A 16234-nucleotide genomic window follows, 5' to 3' on the forward strand; every position below is an offset into this window, starting at 1 on the left:
TTTGGAGGTAATGATATTATGGAAAGTATAAAATATATAGCTTATGTGGGAACTTACACTTATGGTGATAGTAAAGGTATTTATAAATTTACTCTTAATGAAACTGAACATAAAATTGAAGATATAAATCTAGCTATTGCGGCTAGTTTTCCTACTTATTTAGCAATAAGTAAAAATAATAAGCATCTCTATTCTGTTGTAAAAGACGATGATAATGGTGGCCTTGCAGCCTTTGAAATAGATGCTTCCAATCATGAACTTAAACCTTTAAATATTAAACTTACTTCTGGAAAGTCACCCTGTCATGTTATTTTAAATGATGAAAATGATTATGTTTTTTCTGCAAATTATCACAAAGCAGAACTTATCTCTTATCCATTATCTCCTGATGGAAATCTTCTAGATGCTTCGGATAAGATAACTCACAAAGGATTTGGCCCTAATAAATTAAGACAGGATGCTGCTCACATCCACTTTGTAGATTTTACACCAGATAAAAAATATTTATACACAATAGATTTAGGCTTAGATAAGTTATCTGTATATAAATTCAAAGATGGAAAAATCAAAGAGGATATAGATAAAGGTTTGTATCTTAAGCCAGGATCAGGTCCAAGGCATATGGCTTTTCATCCAAATGGTAATTTTTCATATATTATCACTGAACTCAGTTCAGAAATAATAACCTTAGAATATAACAAAATTACCTGTTCTTTTAAGGAAATACAATACATATCCTCACTTCCTTCAGATTGCTTAGTTCAAAGTGGCGGAGGTGCAGTGCATTTATCTTCTGATGGAAACTTTTTATATGCTTCCAATCGTGGTTATGATAGTATAACAGTTTTTAAAATAGATACTATTTCAGGGAAACTTGAATTTTTGTGCAATACAAAACTTAAAGGAAAGAGTCCCCGTGATTTTTCACTATCACCTTCTGGTAACTCTTTGCTTGTGGTAAACCAAGACAGTAACAATCTAGAATTATATTCAGTTGATAAAACAACAGGAAAGTTAACCGATTTAAACATATCTGAGTATATCCCAAATCCTGTTTGCATTAAATTTTTAGACTAAGGCATCACAAAATCTTCCACTATTAATAAAAAATAGACTAGCTTATTAGCTAGTCGTTTTTTTAAAATCATTAATTTTTGATTTTTCCAATGATTGATCAAGAGTGTGCCAAGCAAGTACTGCACACTTAACTCTAGCAGGCATATTGGATATGTTTTTAAGTGCCAATGCATCTTCTAGTATCTCTAGCTCTTTCTCATCAGTTATTTCCCTTTTAATCATACCTAAAAAGGTCTCTAAAATATGTTTTGCTTCCTCTACTGACTTTCCTTTTATTAAATCTATCATTATTGAAGTAGACGCTTGAGATATGGCACATCCAACCCCCGTAAATCCAGCATCTTCTATTATTCCATTCTCTATCTTTAATTCTAATTCTATTTCATCCCCACAACTTGGGTTATGCCCTTGTTCTACCACATCGGCTCCCATAACATGCCTCTTATTATGTTTTGATGAGTTGTGCTCAGTTATAATTTCTGAATATAAGTTATTTAGATCCATATCCTAACCACTTCCTTGTGTTTTTTAATGCTTCTGCTAATGCATCTATATCTTCTTTAGTATTGTATATATAAAAACTTGCTCTACATGTTGCATTTATCTTCATATGTCTCATAAGTGGATTAGCACAATGATGTCCTGCTCTTATGGCAATTCCATAAGAATCCAATATAGTTGAAACATCATGTGGATGTACTTCATCAACATTAAAGGATAATACTCCTGCCTTTTTGTCTATATCTTTTGTTCCATAAATAGTAACATGAGGTATTTCACTTAACTTTTCTATAGCATAACTTACAAGTTCCTTTTCATGCTCTTCTACATTTTGCATACCTACTTCATTTAAATACTTAATGGCTGCTGTTAGTCCTACTGCTCCGCCAACATTTTGTGTTCCGCCTTCAAATTTAAATGGCACTTCAGCAAAGGTTGCTTCCTGTTCCCATACATATTCAATCATATCTCCTCCGAACATAAATGGAGGCATTTTTTCTAAAAGTTTTTCCTTACCATACACTACACCTATACCCATTGGTGAAAGCATTTTATGACCGGAGAACACAACAAAATCCGCATCAAGATCTTTAACGTTCACCTTCATATGTGGTATACTTTGCGCGCCATCCAAAATTGCTATAGCACCAACACTATGTGCTTTTTCAATTATTTTTTTAACTGGATTTATTGTTCCAAGCACATTTGATACATGTGTAACGGACACAATTTTAGTTTTTTCTGTTATTTTGTTCTCTATCTCATCATCTGATATTATTCCATCCTCATTAAGATACATATATTTAAGCACCGCACCTCTTGCCTTAGCAACTTGTTGCCATGGAACTAGGTTAGAGTGATGCTCTGCGATGGATATAACTATCTCATCACCTTCGCTAATAAAATTCATTCCATATGAATACGCTAGTAAATTAAAACCTTCCGTTGCGTTTTTCACAAATACTATTTCTTTGCTTTTATCTGCACCAATAAAGTCCTTTACAACTTCTCTTGCATTTTCATACATTTCAGTTGCTTTAACACTTAGATAATAAGCCCCTCTATGTGGGTTAGCATTGAATAGATTATAATAATCATTTACTGCTTTAATTACAGACGCTGGCTTCTGCGTTGTTGCTGCACTATCTAAATACGCAAGTCTGTGACCATTCACCTGCTGGTTTATTGCAGGGAAATCTATAACATATTTATTATTCATTTATTAGCTTCCTCCTAATATATTCATAAATTTCTTCTTTTGCAGTTTTTTCAGGTATCATGTCAATAATAGGTCCTATAGAAGCTTCTATTATAAGCTTTTTCGCTTCCTTTTCAGTAAAACCTCGTGTCATAAGATAAAAAAGTTTATTTTCATCTATTTTTCCTGCACTTGCAGCATGTTGTCCCTCAACATCATCTTCAGTACATAAAAGTACTGGTACTGAACGATTTCTTACCTTTGGACTTAACAATACTGTATATTCAACTTCTTTACCTTTAGATTTAGAAGCTCCTTTTTTAAAATCAAGAGTCCCTTTAAATATTTTTTTACTATTATCCATCAAAGCACCTCTTGCTTCAATTGAACTTTTGGTTTCTTTGCCATAATGATTTATAAGATAATTTATATCTATATTTCTTTCTTTATCACCAATGTAAACATTATGCATGTTTGCTACACTCTTATATCCTTCTAAATCCGTTCTAAAATTAGTTATACTATCCTTTGCTCCAAGTTCGATAAGAACATAATTTATAGTTCCACCTTCTTCAACCTTTGCAATATTTGCATCTAGATGAGTACTTTCACCTGAAAGAGTCTGGATTTTAACAATATTTACAGTAGCACCTTTTTTACAATATATTCTAGTAAACCCATTGTGAAAAAACTGAAGGTTATCCTTAGAGTTATATCTAACTACTACGGTTATCTCGCTACCTTGTTCAGCAATTATTATATTATCATCAACCACAACATTGTTTTCAGCATCAAAGTCATAATTTATAATTACTGGAACTTCGAACTTCTTGTGAGGTGCAGTTTCTATAAAAAACCCAGAATTATAACTATTTTTAACCTGATCAGTTAATTCTTTTCCTACACCATCATAATCCATAGCATGAAGTAATCTAAGCGAATTAGAATTTTTTTTATCCATGCTAATTACACTTAAACCTTCTTGACTGTTATCTTTAATAATATCAAGTTTATATGGCTTTACCTCTGGAATGGTGCTATCTAAAGATATATTGTTTACTCCAAGCCATCTCCAGGTTCTCACTGGAATGTTATTTATATTTTTTAATGCATTTTCACTCATTTTCTCCACCCCTACCCTATGCTTCCTTCAAGTTCTAACCTAATAAGATTGTTCATTTCCACTGCATACTCTAGTGGAAGTTCCTTGGCAATTGGTTCAGCAAAACCTCTTACGATCATTGCCTTAGCTTCCTCTTCACTTATACCTCTAGTCATAAGATAAAAAATAGACTCATCGCTTATTCTTCCTATCTTAGCTTCATGACCAATATCAACTTCATCATTTTGTATATCAAGTACAGGAATTGTATCTGAACGAGAAATATCATCAAGCATTAAAGATTCACAAGATATAGACGATTTTGTATGATGTGCATTAGGCATTACCTTAACTGCCCCTCTATATACTGCAGTGCCCCCACTTTTTGATATGGACTTAGTATGTACAGTTGAGGATGTATATGGTGCTGCATGAACTACTTTTGTTCCAGTATCAAGATGTTGTCCTTTTCCAGCAAAAGTTATACCTGTGAATTCTGCTTTTGAACCCTCACCTTTTAATATACTCATAGGATAAAGCATTGATATCTTAGACCCAAAAGATCCTGAAATCCATTCAATGGAACCATTTTTTTCAACTAATGCTCTTTTAGTATTTAAATTAAGCATATTTTTAGACCAGTTTTCTATTGTGGAATATCTTAATGTAGCTCCTTCTTTAACAAAGAGCTCTACACATCCAGCATGTAAATTTGTAACATTATATTTTGGTGCGGAACATCCTTCTATAAAATGAAGTTTAGCTCCTTTTTCTACAATTATAAGTGTATGTTCAAATTGACCTGCCCCAGGTGAATTTAATCTAAAATATGATTGAAGTGGTATTTCCACATCAACACCTTCTGGAACGTAGACGAATGAACCGCCTGACCAAACTGCCCCATGAAGTGCTACAAATTTATGATCCTCAGGAGGTACAAGCTTCATGAAATACTGTTTTACAATATCTTCATACTCATTGATTGCTGTTTCCATATCCGTATAAACAACGCCTTGCTTTACAAGCTCTTCTTTAATACTGTGATATACGACTTCAGAATCATACTGAGCTCCAACTCCAGCTAGTGATTCTCTCTCTGCCTTTGGAATACCGAGTTTTTCAAAAGTATCCTTGATATCATCAGGTACTTGATTCCAATCGCCCTTCATATCAGTTTTAGGTTTAACATAGGTAACTATATTATCCATATCAAGTTCAGCCAGCGATGGACCCCAAGTTGGTAGCTCTGTTTTATTATATACTTCAAGAGATTTAAGCCTTAAATCCCTCATCCATTCTGGTTCATTTTTTCTTTTTGAAATATCCAATATTATTTCTCTTGTTAAACCTTTTTGTGACTTATAACTAAAATTATCTTTATTTTTAATATCATAAATTCCTCTATCAGAATCTTCTACTACAGTCTTTTTCTTTTCCACAACTAAAGCCCCCTTATGAATTTATCGCTATGTCTTTAAATTCAGCGAATCCATATTTATTTACTTCTTCAACTAAGGAAGCATCTCCAGTTTTTACAATTTTGCCGTCTAATACTATATGAACAAAATCAGGCTTCAAATCCTCTAATATTTTTGTATTATGGGTTATAATAAGCACTGCATTTTCTGGATTTTTAAATTTATTTACACCGCTTGAAACTATTTTAACAGCATCCACATCAAGTCCTGAATCTGTTTCGTCAAGTATAGCAAGTTTGGGATTTAACATCATCATTTGAATTATTTCATTTTTTTTCTTTTCTCCACCTGAAAAACCTACATTTAAATACCTTGTAGCATAACTTTCATCAAACTGTAAAAGTTCTAGTTTCTCTTTAAGTTCTTTTCTAAATGCCATAAGCTTTAAAGGCTTTCCAGTAGCTGCAGATCTTGCACTTCTTAAGAGTCCTTCTACAGTTATTCCAGGAACTTCTTCTGGTGACTGGAAAGATAGAAACAATCCTTTTCTAGCTCTCTCATCTGTTTTTAAATCCGTGATTTTTTCACCTTCAAAGTATATATCTCCACCAGTCACCTTATATTTAGGATGCCCCATTACCACATTAACCAAAGTAGATTTTCCGGCACCATTTGGTCCCATAATTACGTGTACCTCACCTTTGTTAACTGTTAAGCTAAGCCCTTTTAGTATTTCATTTCCTTCTGCTTCAGCATATATATCCTTTATTTCCAAAAGTTTCTTCATCATCGCACTCTCTCCTAAACCTTTTTTAATCCCGAGCATTTCACTCTGATATATTATATTTTATAGCTCATATTATTATTTGTCAATAATTATTATTTACAGTTTTAATTTTATATAGGTTACATAGGCATTTAAATGTAACTTATATAAAAAAAGGATAAGCATAGCCTCACTGGTTATGCTTATTCTCTATTATTTAAATTCAGGAATAATATTTTTAACTTCTTCACCTTGTAATACTTTTATTACACTTTCAGCACACATCATAGCCATGTTAAAACGTGTTTCTTCAGTTGCCGAACCTAAATGTGGAAGAAGGACTACATTTTCAAGATCTAAAAGTGGATTATCTTTTTTTATTGGCTCATTTTCAAATACATCTAAGCCCGCTGCCCTAATATCTCCATTTTTCAGTGCTCCAATAAGTGCCATTTCATTTACAGTTTGACCTCTGGATGCATTGATAAAAATCCCAGTGTCTTTCATAGTCTCAAATTCATGATGATCCATAAGTCTGTATGTCTCCTTTGTAAGAGGAGTCATTAAAACAACAAAATCAGATTTTTTCAAAATTGTTTCTAGTCCGGCATACTTAATGTCTAGTTTTTCTTCTACTTCTAGTTTTCTATGCCTGTTGTAATACATTACATTCATATCAAACCCAAGCCTTGCTCTCTTGGCAACAGCTTCACCAATTCTACCCATACCTATTATTCCCATAGTTTTATGGTGTACATCTATTCCAAATAATTCTTTTTCGTCGCTTGCTTTCCATTTATTTGCCCTAACATATCTGTCCATTTCAGCTACCCTTCTAGCTGTACTTAAAACTAGAGCAAAAATCAAATCCGCCACGGAGTCATCTAATATATTGGGTGTATTCGTTCCAATAATACCTTTTTCTTTCATAGCACTTATATCAAAGTTATCATATCCCACTGCCATATTACTTACCACTTTTAATTTGGGTGAGTTATTTAATAATTCTTTATCCACCTTTATTCCAGGAGTTATTATTAATCCATCTACATCCTTCATCTTTTCAATCAATACATCCCTAGGAATACTTTTTTCATTGTCCCACACTTCGCAATCACAATATTTACTAATATATTCTATTACCCTGTCACTGACACTTTTTGCGACAAAAACCTTTGATCTTCCCATATTTGTCATCCCCTTTTGTATGATTTTCTCTTATTAAATTATATCATTTCCATGTACAAAAAAGTATATAAAAAAATATCTTACAAGTCAAAGATTGTACTAAAATGCATTTGCATTAATCCATTATTGAAGATACTCTATATATGGAAGCAACTATTTTATAATCATTGAAAGGAGTAGTTTAATTTATGCATAATGATGAGGAAACTTTTGAAGTTGTAAAAAACATGAGAAAAGAAAGTTTATTAAAATCACAAAAATCAGATATAATAGGAAAAGAGATTTTTATTCCTACAGTGAATGGGGAAACTCGTGCTTTATTTTATAGATCTAAAAATATAAACACCATAACACCGGTGTTTTTTGACCTTCACGGTGGTGGTTTTATAAGAGGACTACCAGAAAATGATGATTATTTTTGCTCTGCAGTGAGCAATACCCTAGATATAACTGTTATTTCAATTGATTACAAACTTGCCCCTGAATATAAATGCCCAACAGATAAAAATGGTGTTTATGATGTTATAAGTTACGTAAGTTCTCACAGTGATGAGTTTGGAATAGATGCTAATAATATGGCAATTGGAGGGCATAGTGCTGGTGCAAATATTTCAACAGTAGTATGTATGATGGCAAAAAAAGAGAATAAATTCTCTTTTAAATGTGAAGTCCTCGATTATCCACCACTTGACCTATTTACAGCTGCTGAGAAAAAATTCTACATAGAAGGTGCCATTCCAGTTGAAACAGCCAACTTGTTTAACAGATGTTACACAACTGAAGCCTATGCTAAGAATCCGTATTGTTCACCAGTCTCTGCAACCAATGATGAGCTTAGAAATTTACCACCAGCAATAGTCATAACCGCTGAAATGGATTCTCTTAGATATGAAGGTGAAAATTATGCGCAAAAATTAGTAAAAGCTGGGGTTGAAACAACTGCAAAACGATTTTATGGGGTAAGACATGGCTTTACAATTGCCCATCCAGAGTTAGCTCAAAGTAAAGAAGCCTACAAAATGATTATAGATGGACTTAGAAAATATTTATTAAAATGAGAAAAACAACATTATTCAGTGACAAGTTAAAAGGAGGTTTTCTCCTTAACTTGCCACTTTTTTCTAAAAGTTTTTAACAAGGTTTCCCATTTCAATAGCAGAAACTGCAGCATCATATCCCTTATTCCCTGACTTAGTTCCTGCTCTTTCGATTGCTTGTTCAATAGAATCCGTAGTTAAAACTCCAAATATAACCGGTTTTCCAGAATTCAGCCCTACATTTGCCACCCCTTTAGAAACCTCTGAACTGACAAAATCAAAATGTGGAGTTGATCCCTTTATAACTGCACCTAAACATATTATTACGTCGTATTTATCTGAACTCGCCATTTTATTGGCTATAAGAGGTATTTCAAATGCACCAGGAACCCACGCAACTTCAATTTCCTCTTCCTTTACTCCATGTCTTTTTAAACCATCAAGTGCACCGGACAAAAGCTTTGATACTATAAATTCATTAAACCTTCCCACAACTATACCAAATCTTAATCCATCAGCAACTAATTTTCCTTCATAAATCTTCATTTTTATTCCTCCAATATATATTTTTATTGTTTTAATAATTTAATAATTTAATAATTTAATAAATGACCTAGTTTACTTTTTTTTGTTTTCAAATAGAATTCATTATTTTTATTATAATCAATTTGTAGCGATACCCTCTCCACTATGTTTATTCCTAGGGCAGTTAGTTTCTCAATTTTATCAGGATTATTGGTCATGAGTTTTACCTTTGTCACTCCCAAATCATTAAGCATATCAGCTGCTATATTGTACTCTCTTAAATCTGCTTTAAATCCCAAGGACAAGTTTGCCTCTACGGTATCCATGCCTTCATCTTGAAGGGCGTAAGCTTTAAGCTTGTTTATAAGACCAATACCTCTACCTTCCTGCCTCATATACAATAAAACTCCAGTACCTTCTTTACCTATTCTTTTCATTGCAGCTTCATATTGCTCTCCACAATCGCATCTTTTAGATCCCAGTGCATCGCCTGTAAGACATTCTGAGTGGACTCTCACCATAATGGGTTCATCTTTCTCAATGCTACCCATTACAAGAGCCACATGATGTTCTCCATTTATCTTATTTACATATCCATATATTTTGAAATCACCATACTTTGTAGGTAGTTTAGTACAAACAACTCTCTCCACTAAATTCTCATGTTTCCTTCTATATTGAATAATATCTGCAACAGTTATGATTTTTAAATCGTGTTCTTTTGCATATATAAATAGATCTGGAACTCTTGCCATGGTGCCATCTTCCTTCATTATTTCGCATATAACTCCTGCACCCTTTAGTCCTGCAAGTTTAGCCAAATCAACGGAGGCCTCAGTGTGACCTATTCTTTTTAGAACTCCTCCTTCTAGTGCCTTTAATGGAAATATATGTCCTGGTCTTCTAAAATCCTCTGGTTTTGCGCCTGTTTCTATAACCTTTTGAATAGTTAGAGCTCTTTCAAATGCAGATATCCCGGTAGTTGTCTCTGCATAATCTATTGATTCCGTAAAAGCAGTTTCATGATTATCTGTGTTATTTGCTACCATAGGCTCTATATTTAGCCTTTCAAGTATTTCCCCGTCCATAGGCATACATATAAGGCCTCTTGCGTACTTTGCCATGAAGTTTATCGCTTCCCCTGTTACCTTTTCAGCGGCCATTATAAGGTCACCTTCATTTTCCCTATTCTCATCGTCTACTACAATTACCATTTTGCCTTCTTTTATATCTTGGATTGCTTCTTCAATTTTATTAAACATATTTTCCTCTCCTCCTATATAAATCCGTTTTCTGTTAAAAAATCAGAGTTTATTACATTTTGTTTTTTTTCTTCCGGCTCCTTTTGGATGCCCAGAAGTTTTTCTACATACTTGCCAATAACATCACACTCAATATTCATCTTATAGCCCAAGGATTTTTTTAAAAGTGTAGTTTCCTGTGAGGTATGTGGTATTATGGACACTTTAAAACAATCATGATCCACATATGCAACAGTTAAACTAACGCCATCCAAGGCTACCGATCCTTTTTCAACTACATATTTTAAGATTTTATCATTAGTACCTATTGTTATCCAAAAAGCATTGTCATCTTTTGCATAGCTAGTTATTATGCCGGTTCCATCAATATGCCCAGATACAATGTGACCACCTAATCTATCTCCTACTTTTACTGATCTTTCAAGATTTACTGTTTGACCTGTTTTTAGGTTACTAAGATTGCTTCTGCTCATGGTTTCTGCCATAACATCTGCCGTAAAGGAAGATGGGCGCAGTTCTTCAATTGTAAGGCAAACTCCATTTGTACTTATACTATCTCCAACCTTTGCTCCTTCAATAATACTTTTTCCTTTTACAGTTATTCGAGATGATTTTTTATTTGTTTCAATAACCTGAACTGTTCCTATCTCTTCAATTAATCCTGTAAACATTTTTACTCCTTTCCCTGTTTTTCCGAAATATATTTGTTGAATTCTTTATTTAAATCAGTACATTCCTTTTCTAAAACACCAGTTGTTACCTCAATCCCTTTTTCCTTAAGAATGTTTACACTTCTACCTGATACAATTGGATTTGGATCAATGCTACCAATTACCACTCTTTTTATTTTATTTTCAATAATTGCATTTACACAAGGTGGTGTTTTTCCATAATGACAACAGGGTTCTAAGGTAACGTATATAGTGCATCCTTCTGCACTTCCATTTAGGCTTCTAAATGCATTGACTTCTGCATGAGGTCCACCATAAAATTCGTGATACCCTTCCCCTATTACTTTCTCATCTTTAACAATTATTGCCCCAACCATAGGGTTAGGTTTTACCCTTTCGCTTCCATTTCTAGCTAGTTCTAATGCTCTTTTCATGAAAAATTCATCCATATCTTCACCCCTCAAAAAACTAAAATACCCTAGATATAAAAAGCTATACCCAGGGCACAATAAATTAACACTTAAATTAAAGTGTGATTTTTGAAAATAAAAGCTCTGAAATATAAAATTTCAGAGCTTTAAAATCAAAAATACAGCAATATAAATATCGCCAATTCTATCTTCTTTTATCCAGACTATACTGTCGGCTTCGGAATTTAACCGAATCTGCCAAAATGGCTCGCGGGCTTTACCGCCGATAGGGAATTTCACCCTGCCCCGAAGAGTTGTTATTAAATTATATCTCTAATTTACAACAATAATATAGGCTTGTCAAGTACCTTTATTATACATAACCTTTAAAAATTACATCGTTACCTACTATTCTGTGAGTTACCTTTTTTAGCACGATAGCATCTCTCATCTTTTCTATTCCTCTACCACCCACTGTGGTTATCGCAGATTTTCCGCCTACAATTTTTGGTGAAACTGCAGCATATACTACATTAACAACTCCACTATCAAAAGCAGAACCTAAAATGCTGCTTCCTCCTTCTATGTAGAGAGAGTCAATCCCTCTTTCACCTAAGGATCTAACTATATCTTTAAAATCAATATGCCCATTTTTTTCTTCTAGTTTTAATACATCTACTTTTCTATTTAAAAAATAGCTCTCGCGGTCCTCAGATATATGTTTTGAAGAAATAATCAAGGTTTTTGTATTTTTATCAACACTTAAAACATTAGAATCATCTGGTATATTTCCATATTTAGAAACAATCACTCTTAGTGGATTTGATATTTTATCTACCCTTAGTCTTGTTGTAAGCATAGGATTATCTATTTTTACTGTATTTTCACCAACCAATATTGAAGCCACTCTTTGTCTTAATTTGTGAACGAAATTTAGGCTTTCCTCGCTACTAATCCACTTTGAATCCCCAGTTCTAGTAGCAAGTTTTCCATCTAAGGTCATTGCCCATTTTGTAAATACAAATGGTGTACCTTTGGTTATAAAATGTATATAAATCTCATTTAACTCCTCACACTTCTCTTTTAAAAGACCAAGTTCTATTTCTATGCCTTTTCCCCTTAAAACACTTAGATTTTCGCCTTGAAATTTCGGATTAATTATGCCTACATTAATCTTTTTTATTCCTGCTTTCAGTATTAATTCCATACCACCTTTATCTAAGGATGGCTCCATGTTCAAATAAAGTTCTGCTCCATAAGTTTCTCCCTTAGCACTTCTAATTGCCACTATTTCTGCGTTTTCTGCTCCATAAGTTTTAAGATAACCTTCACCAATTATATTTTGTTCTTTTACTAATACCGCTCCAACTAGTGGACCTGGATTTACAAATCCTGATCCAAATTCAGCAAGGTGAATCACTCTATGCATATATTGTTCAGTCAAGTCTCATTACCACCTTAGTTTTCAGATTAAACATACAAAGTCCAAAATTTATATGTCATTTTTTAGATGCCTTATCTAGGCATCTTTCAAAATAGCTTCAATTTCATTTAGATTTCTTATACTAAAAATATTTTCATTTGCTCTTGAGTACATTTGTTTTGACATCAAAATCCCTTCTATTCCAAGAACTTTTGCTCCTTCAACATTTTTTTCGTTGTCATCAATAAAAATAGCCTCTTCTGGTTTTATCTTTAGCTCTTCAAGTGCTGTGGTAAACATTAATTTATTAGGCTTATTTACTCCTAATTTTGAAGACATGACAAATGATGAGAAATAACGTCTTAATCCTGCATTTCTAAATACTCGTTCTAATGATGGCCAAGTGTCAGATACTATTCCCAGCTTATAGTTCTCGCTTAGCTTTGGGATGATTTGGAACACTTCATTTGGAAATAAAAACTTCCGGTCATTATACACAGTATCCTTTGCTATTTCGAATATCTGCTGCTCCGTTAAATTTATACCTATCGGTTCTTCTGCTATAATTTTATAAAACTGAAGAAAGTGTTTAAATTCTTCTTCTTCCGTTAGAACAATTTTCTGCTCATCAAGATATTTGCTGGCCTTTTTAATAGCTTTTAATATTAAGATATAATTTGATATTTTAATATTCTTAACGTTTACAATATTATTAAAATTAGGTGGAATAAACCAGTTGCCCGTTCTTGGATGATTAAGTACACGACCAGAATCAAATAAAATTGCTTTTATTTTCATATTCACAAACCCCCATAGTATAGTTCATCTATTATTATCTCTTAGATTAACACAAAATGAGATTTTTGGATACATTTTCCTAAAATTATTTTTTATTTATTTACTAGATTTACGCATATATCATAGATTTTTTTCTTAAATTTTTTTATGCTCATGTAACCCCTAGTCATTGACATTTTATTGTTTCTCAATTATAATAACCTATTATATAATAAAATTAAAGCATTGAAGAGAATAAGTAAATTCTACTTAGCTTAAAAGAGAGTTATCGGTTGGTGAGAGATGCAAAGCGACGTTGAATTGAATACATCTTAGAGCAGCACTCCGAAAGGTAATCCCAATTAGGAAGTTGACGATTTTGCACACGTTATAGTGCTAGAGTATAAACAAAGTTCTTAATTTTGTCGTACTCGAAAAGGTAATTATCGTGAGATAATTACAAACCTAGGTGGTAACACGTGATTAATACTCCCGTCCTTTTAATTAAGGACGGGAGTTTTTTATTTATCCATCTAAAAGAAAATAGCAAATCAGCATTCTGTTATATTTCCTTTCAGATGCCTTATGCAAAAAAATACTGTAAGGAGGATTGTAAATTATGAAATCTATTGAAGATCAACTGAAAATTATATTGAAAGGAACAGAGGATATTATAGGTATGGAAGGCCTTAAGGAAAAGCTAGCAGAAAATAGACCTTTAACTATTAAATTAGGATTAGATCCAAGTGCGCCCGATATACATTTAGGTCACACCGTTGTACTTAGGAAGGTAAAAGCCTTACAGGATTTAGGCCATAATGTAGTACTAATAATTGGCGACTTCACCGGAATGATAGGGGATCCCACTGGTAAATCAAAAACGAGAAAATCACTTACCAAGGCTGATGTAATAACCAATGCCAACACCTATAAAGAACAAATTTTCAAAGTATTAGATAAAAATAAAACTCAGGTGAGATTTAATAGCCAGTGGCTATCAAAACTTACTATGGAAAATGCACTTAATCTAGCAGCTACAACCACCGTTGCTAGAATGCTTGAAAGAGATGATTTTAAAAACAGATACGAAAGCCAAACCCCTATATCAATTCACGAATTTTTTTATCCTCTGCTACAAGGATATGATTCAGTCGCAATTAAAGCTGACATTGAACTTGGTGGAACCGATCAAAGATTCAATGTGCTTATGGGGAGAACTCTTCAAAAAGAAAATGGACAAAATCCACAATCAACAATTTTCATGCCACTACTCGAAGGAATTGATGGTGTTAAAAAAATGAGCAAAAGCCTTGGAAATTACATTGGTATTAATGAAGATCCAAACACTATTTATGAAAAAACTATGGGTATTCCTGATAATATGATTATAAAATATTATGAACTTATAACAGATTTACATCCTGATGATATAAATATAATTAAGGAGCTTTTATCCAAAAGCACAACGAATCCAAGAGATATTAAGATGAATTTATCTAAGGAAATTGTGAAAATGTACTATGACCAAAATGCTTCAATTAAAGCTGAAGAAAGATTTAAAAGTATATTTCAAAAAAAGCAAATCCCCGATGATATAAATATACTATGCGTAAACAAAAGCAATTTTGATATTGCTGATGTTTTAGTGAAGAATAAAATCGTACCAAGCAAAAGTGAATTTAGGAGGCTTGCTAGCCAAGGTGCCCTTAGAATAAATGGCAATAAAATATTTAATATATTAGAAATTCCTGCATCTGAGAGAATGCTTATACAAATAGGTAAAAAAATTTTTGTTAAGATTAATTTAGTTTAATGTATTGTTTCAAAACCATATCCATTTTCCTTAAGATACTGTATAACTTCGGGTAGGGCTTGTACAGTATTTTTCTTTGGTCCTGCATCATGCATTAAAACTACTACTGAATCAGATGATGCTGATGCAGTATTCACTTTTAAATTATTCATTAGTACTGGAACTGGTGGATTGCTACCTTCTGCATCCCCTGTTTCATCATTCCAATCTACATATGTGTATCCCGCTTTTACTGCCGCATCTCTATATGGAACTAATCTATTTCCATGTCCAAAATAGCCACCTGGAAATCTCATAAGCTTTAAGCTATATTGATCGCCTAGTATGGATTTCAAAACTTGACCACATCTTTCCACATCATCAAGAAAATTTTGTGGTCCTTCTTTATAACTACTTGGATGACTATATGTATGATTTCCAACCACATTTCCTTCATTTACTTCTCTCTTAACAAGGTCCGCATTTCTTTCCGCATTTTGGCCAATTAAAAAAAATGTTGCTTTTATAGCATTTTGATTTAATATTTGTAATATAGATGTAGTATTCTCAGATGGACCATCATCAAACGTTAAATATGCGATTTTTTTACCATCTGTTCTCTTTGTTTTCCAAGGTGCAAATTCTCCTGGGGGCTGATTAAATGCATTTCGGGCCTTCTCTAAATCCAATTGTTTTGCTGCAAGTTTTCTATTTTCTTCAATTTTAACTAAATATTGTTTTTTAATTATCTCAGCATTCTTTATGCTTCTAATTCTATCTTGTTTCATAGCATTAATGCTATTTGCTTTAGATCTTTGGGCTACTATAAATACACCTGTTGTGCCTAGAACCACCATACATATAAATACAACCACACCTGTTATAAATATTTTTTTCCTTCTAATTCTGGATTTGTGCATATCCATTATTAACATAACTACATTTCAGCTCCCTTATATTATATATCTTACATTATAAGTTATATTTCATCAATATTTTTAAATTAGTACATATATATACTACAAGAAAGTCTTAACAATTAATAGTAAACAATTGTTAAGACTTTCTTAAGATTATATTTAGTTTA

General features: G+C 32.8%; 15 protein-coding genes, 1 pseudogene, 1 riboswitch and 1 other annotated feature. Of the genes and pseudogenes, 3 read left to right on the forward strand and 13 right to left on the reverse strand.

The features are described from left to right. Window positions 1-18 precede the first annotated feature (18 nt). Entirely contained in the window at window positions 19-1077 is a 1059-nt protein-coding gene (locus BR66_RS0104840) for a lactonase family protein (protein WP_035795504.1), read from the forward strand. A 45-nt stretch (window positions 1078-1122) separates the two neighbouring features. Here the strand turns inward: BR66_RS0104840 and sufU are convergent, their stop codons facing one another. The 6 genes from sufU to BR66_RS0104870 all read right to left on the reverse strand — a co-directional run bounded on the left by sufU (window position 1123) and on the right by BR66_RS0104870 (window position 7250). Further along, complete coding sequence (gene sufU / locus BR66_RS0104845; RefSeq protein WP_026881903.1) at window positions 1123-1581, reverse strand: Fe-S cluster assembly sulfur transfer protein SufU; 459 nt, start codon at window positions 1579-1581, stop codon at window positions 1123-1125. Further along, the gene (locus tag BR66_RS0104850) at window positions 1568-2797 is read right to left on the reverse strand and encodes a cysteine desulfurase (protein ID WP_026881904.1); all 1230 of its coding nucleotides are present in this window, start codon (window positions 2795-2797) and stop codon (window positions 1568-1570) included. Before BR66_RS0104850 ends, sufU begins: the two co-directional genes overlap by 14 nt. Beyond that, entirely contained in the window at window positions 2790-3899 is a 1110-nt protein-coding gene (gene sufD / locus BR66_RS0104855; protein ID WP_026881905.1) for a Fe-S cluster assembly protein SufD, read from the reverse strand. Before sufD ends, BR66_RS0104850 begins: the two co-directional genes overlap by 8 nt. A gap of 11 nt (window positions 3900-3910) precedes the next feature. Beyond that, window positions 3911-5317, reverse strand: coding sequence for a Fe-S cluster assembly protein SufB (sufB, locus tag BR66_RS0104860; RefSeq protein ID WP_026881906.1), 1407 nt, complete (start codon window positions 5315-5317; stop codon window positions 3911-3913). 13 nt (window positions 5318-5330) lie between these two features. Further along, complete coding sequence (gene sufC, locus BR66_RS0104865; protein ID WP_026881907.1) at window positions 5331-6086, reverse strand: Fe-S cluster assembly ATPase SufC; 756 nt, start codon at window positions 6084-6086, stop codon at window positions 5331-5333. Window positions 6087-6275: 189 nt separating this feature from the next. Further along, on the reverse strand, window positions 6276-7250 hold the full coding sequence (locus tag BR66_RS0104870; protein ID WP_026881908.1) for a 2-hydroxyacid dehydrogenase: 975 nt from the start codon (window positions 7248-7250) through the stop codon (window positions 6276-6278). Window positions 7251-7438: 188 nt separating this feature from the next. On the opposite strand from BR66_RS0104870, the gene BR66_RS0104875 reads away from it, so the two are divergent. After that, window positions 7439-8308, forward strand: a complete 870-nt coding sequence (locus BR66_RS0104875) for an alpha/beta hydrolase (protein WP_026881909.1) — start codon at window positions 7439-7441, stop codon at window positions 8306-8308. Between the two features lie 63 nt (window positions 8309-8371). On the opposite strand, the gene ribH is transcribed toward BR66_RS0104875, so the two are convergent. The 6 genes and pseudogenes from ribH to BR66_RS0104905 form a co-directional block, all read right to left on the reverse strand. Then, window positions 8372-8833 carry a 6,7-dimethyl-8-ribityllumazine synthase gene (gene ribH / locus BR66_RS0104880; RefSeq protein ID WP_026881910.1) on the reverse strand — a complete coding sequence of 154 codons (462 nt, stop codon included), beginning with the start codon at window positions 8831-8833 and terminating at the stop codon, window positions 8372-8374. 47 nt (window positions 8834-8880) lie between these two features. Continuing rightward, window positions 8881-10074: a bifunctional 3,4-dihydroxy-2-butanone-4-phosphate synthase/GTP cyclohydrolase II gene (locus BR66_RS0104885; RefSeq protein WP_026881911.1), complete on the reverse strand. Its 1194-nt coding sequence runs from the start codon at window positions 10072-10074 to the stop codon at window positions 8881-8883. A gap of 14 nt (window positions 10075-10088) precedes the next feature. Continuing rightward, a complete protein-coding gene (locus BR66_RS0104890; RefSeq protein ID WP_026881912.1) occupies window positions 10089-10745 on the reverse strand; it encodes a riboflavin synthase in 657 nt (218 codons plus the stop codon). Window positions 10746-10759: 14 nt separating this feature from the next. Further along, a pseudogene (gene ribD / locus BR66_RS23125) lies at window positions 10760-11194 on the reverse strand (bifunctional diaminohydroxyphosphoribosylaminopyrimidine deaminase/5-amino-6-(5-phosphoribosylamino)uracil reductase RibD); the annotation flags it as partial. A 164-nt stretch (window positions 11195-11358) separates the two neighbouring features. After that, window positions 11359-11473, reverse strand: a riboswitch (FMN riboswitch). A 55-nt stretch (window positions 11474-11528) separates the two neighbouring features. Continuing rightward, window positions 11529-12599: a bifunctional diaminohydroxyphosphoribosylaminopyrimidine deaminase/5-amino-6-(5-phosphoribosylamino)uracil reductase RibD gene (ribD, locus tag BR66_RS0104900; protein ID WP_051624104.1), complete on the reverse strand. Its 1071-nt coding sequence runs from the start codon at window positions 12597-12599 to the stop codon at window positions 11529-11531. A 75-nt stretch (window positions 12600-12674) separates the two neighbouring features. Continuing rightward, window positions 12675-13376, reverse strand: a complete 702-nt coding sequence (locus tag BR66_RS0104905; RefSeq protein WP_051624105.1) for an HAD-IA family hydrolase — start codon at window positions 13374-13376, stop codon at window positions 12675-12677. A 216-nt stretch (window positions 13377-13592) separates the two neighbouring features. Then, window positions 13593-13858: a binding site (T-box leader), on the forward strand. 116 nt (window positions 13859-13974) lie between these two features. On the opposite strand from BR66_RS0104905, the gene tyrS reads away from it, so the two are divergent. Then, on the forward strand, window positions 13975-15168 hold the full coding sequence (gene tyrS, locus BR66_RS0104915; protein ID WP_026881915.1) for a tyrosine--tRNA ligase: 1194 nt from the start codon (window positions 13975-13977) through the stop codon (window positions 15166-15168). Here the strand turns inward: tyrS and BR66_RS0104920 are convergent. Further along, a complete protein-coding gene (locus BR66_RS0104920) occupies window positions 15165-16082 on the reverse strand; it encodes a polysaccharide deacetylase family protein (RefSeq protein ID WP_341350061.1) in 918 nt (305 codons plus the stop codon). The two genes, tyrS and BR66_RS0104920, sit on opposite strands and share 4 nt — an antisense overlap. Between the last annotated feature and the right edge of the window lie 152 nt (window positions 16083-16234).

Source organism: Clostridium akagii DSM 12554 (assembly GCF_000686725.1).
Taxonomy (GTDB): Bacteria; Bacillota; Clostridia; order Clostridiales; family Clostridiaceae; genus Clostridium_I; species Clostridium_I akagii.

Coding starts and splice junctions, on each gene's coding strand:
- BR66_RS0104840 (WP_035795504.1), top strand. CDS start 19: ATGGAAAGTATAAAATATATAGCTTATGTGGGAACTTACACTTATGGT.
- sufU (WP_026881903.1), bottom strand. CDS start 1,581: ATGGATCTAAATAACTTATATTCAGAAATTATAACTGAGCACAACTCA.
- BR66_RS0104850 (WP_026881904.1), bottom strand. CDS start 2,797: ATGAATAATAAATATGTTATAGATTTCCCTGCAATAAACCAGCAGGTG.
- sufD (WP_026881905.1), bottom strand. CDS start 3,899: ATGAGTGAAAATGCATTAAAAAATATAAATAACATTCCAGTGAGAACC.
- sufC (WP_026881907.1), bottom strand. CDS start 6,086: ATGATGAAGAAACTTTTGGAAATAAAGGATATATATGCTGAAGCAGAA.
- BR66_RS0104870 (WP_026881908.1), bottom strand. CDS start 7,250: ATGGGAAGATCAAAGGTTTTTGTCGCAAAAAGTGTCAGTGACAGGGTA.
- BR66_RS0104875 (WP_026881909.1), top strand. CDS start 7,439: ATGCATAATGATGAGGAAACTTTTGAAGTTGTAAAAAACATGAGAAAA.
- ribH (WP_026881910.1), bottom strand. CDS start 8,833: ATGAAGATTTATGAAGGAAAATTAGTTGCTGATGGATTAAGATTTGGT.
- BR66_RS0104885 (WP_026881911.1), bottom strand. CDS start 10,074: ATGTTTAATAAAATTGAAGAAGCAATCCAAGATATAAAAGAAGGCAAA.
- BR66_RS0104890 (WP_026881912.1), bottom strand. CDS start 10,745: ATGTTTACAGGATTAATTGAAGAGATAGGAACAGTTCAGGTTATTGAA.
- BR66_RS0104905 (WP_051624105.1), bottom strand. CDS start 13,376: ATGAAAATAAAAGCAATTTTATTTGATTCTGGTCGTGTACTTAATCAT.
- tyrS (WP_026881915.1), top strand. CDS start 13,975: ATGAAATCTATTGAAGATCAACTGAAAATTATATTGAAAGGAACAGAG.
- BR66_RS0104920 (WP_341350061.1), bottom strand. CDS start 16,082: ATGTTAATAATGGATATGCACAAATCCAGAATTAGAAGGAAAAAAATA.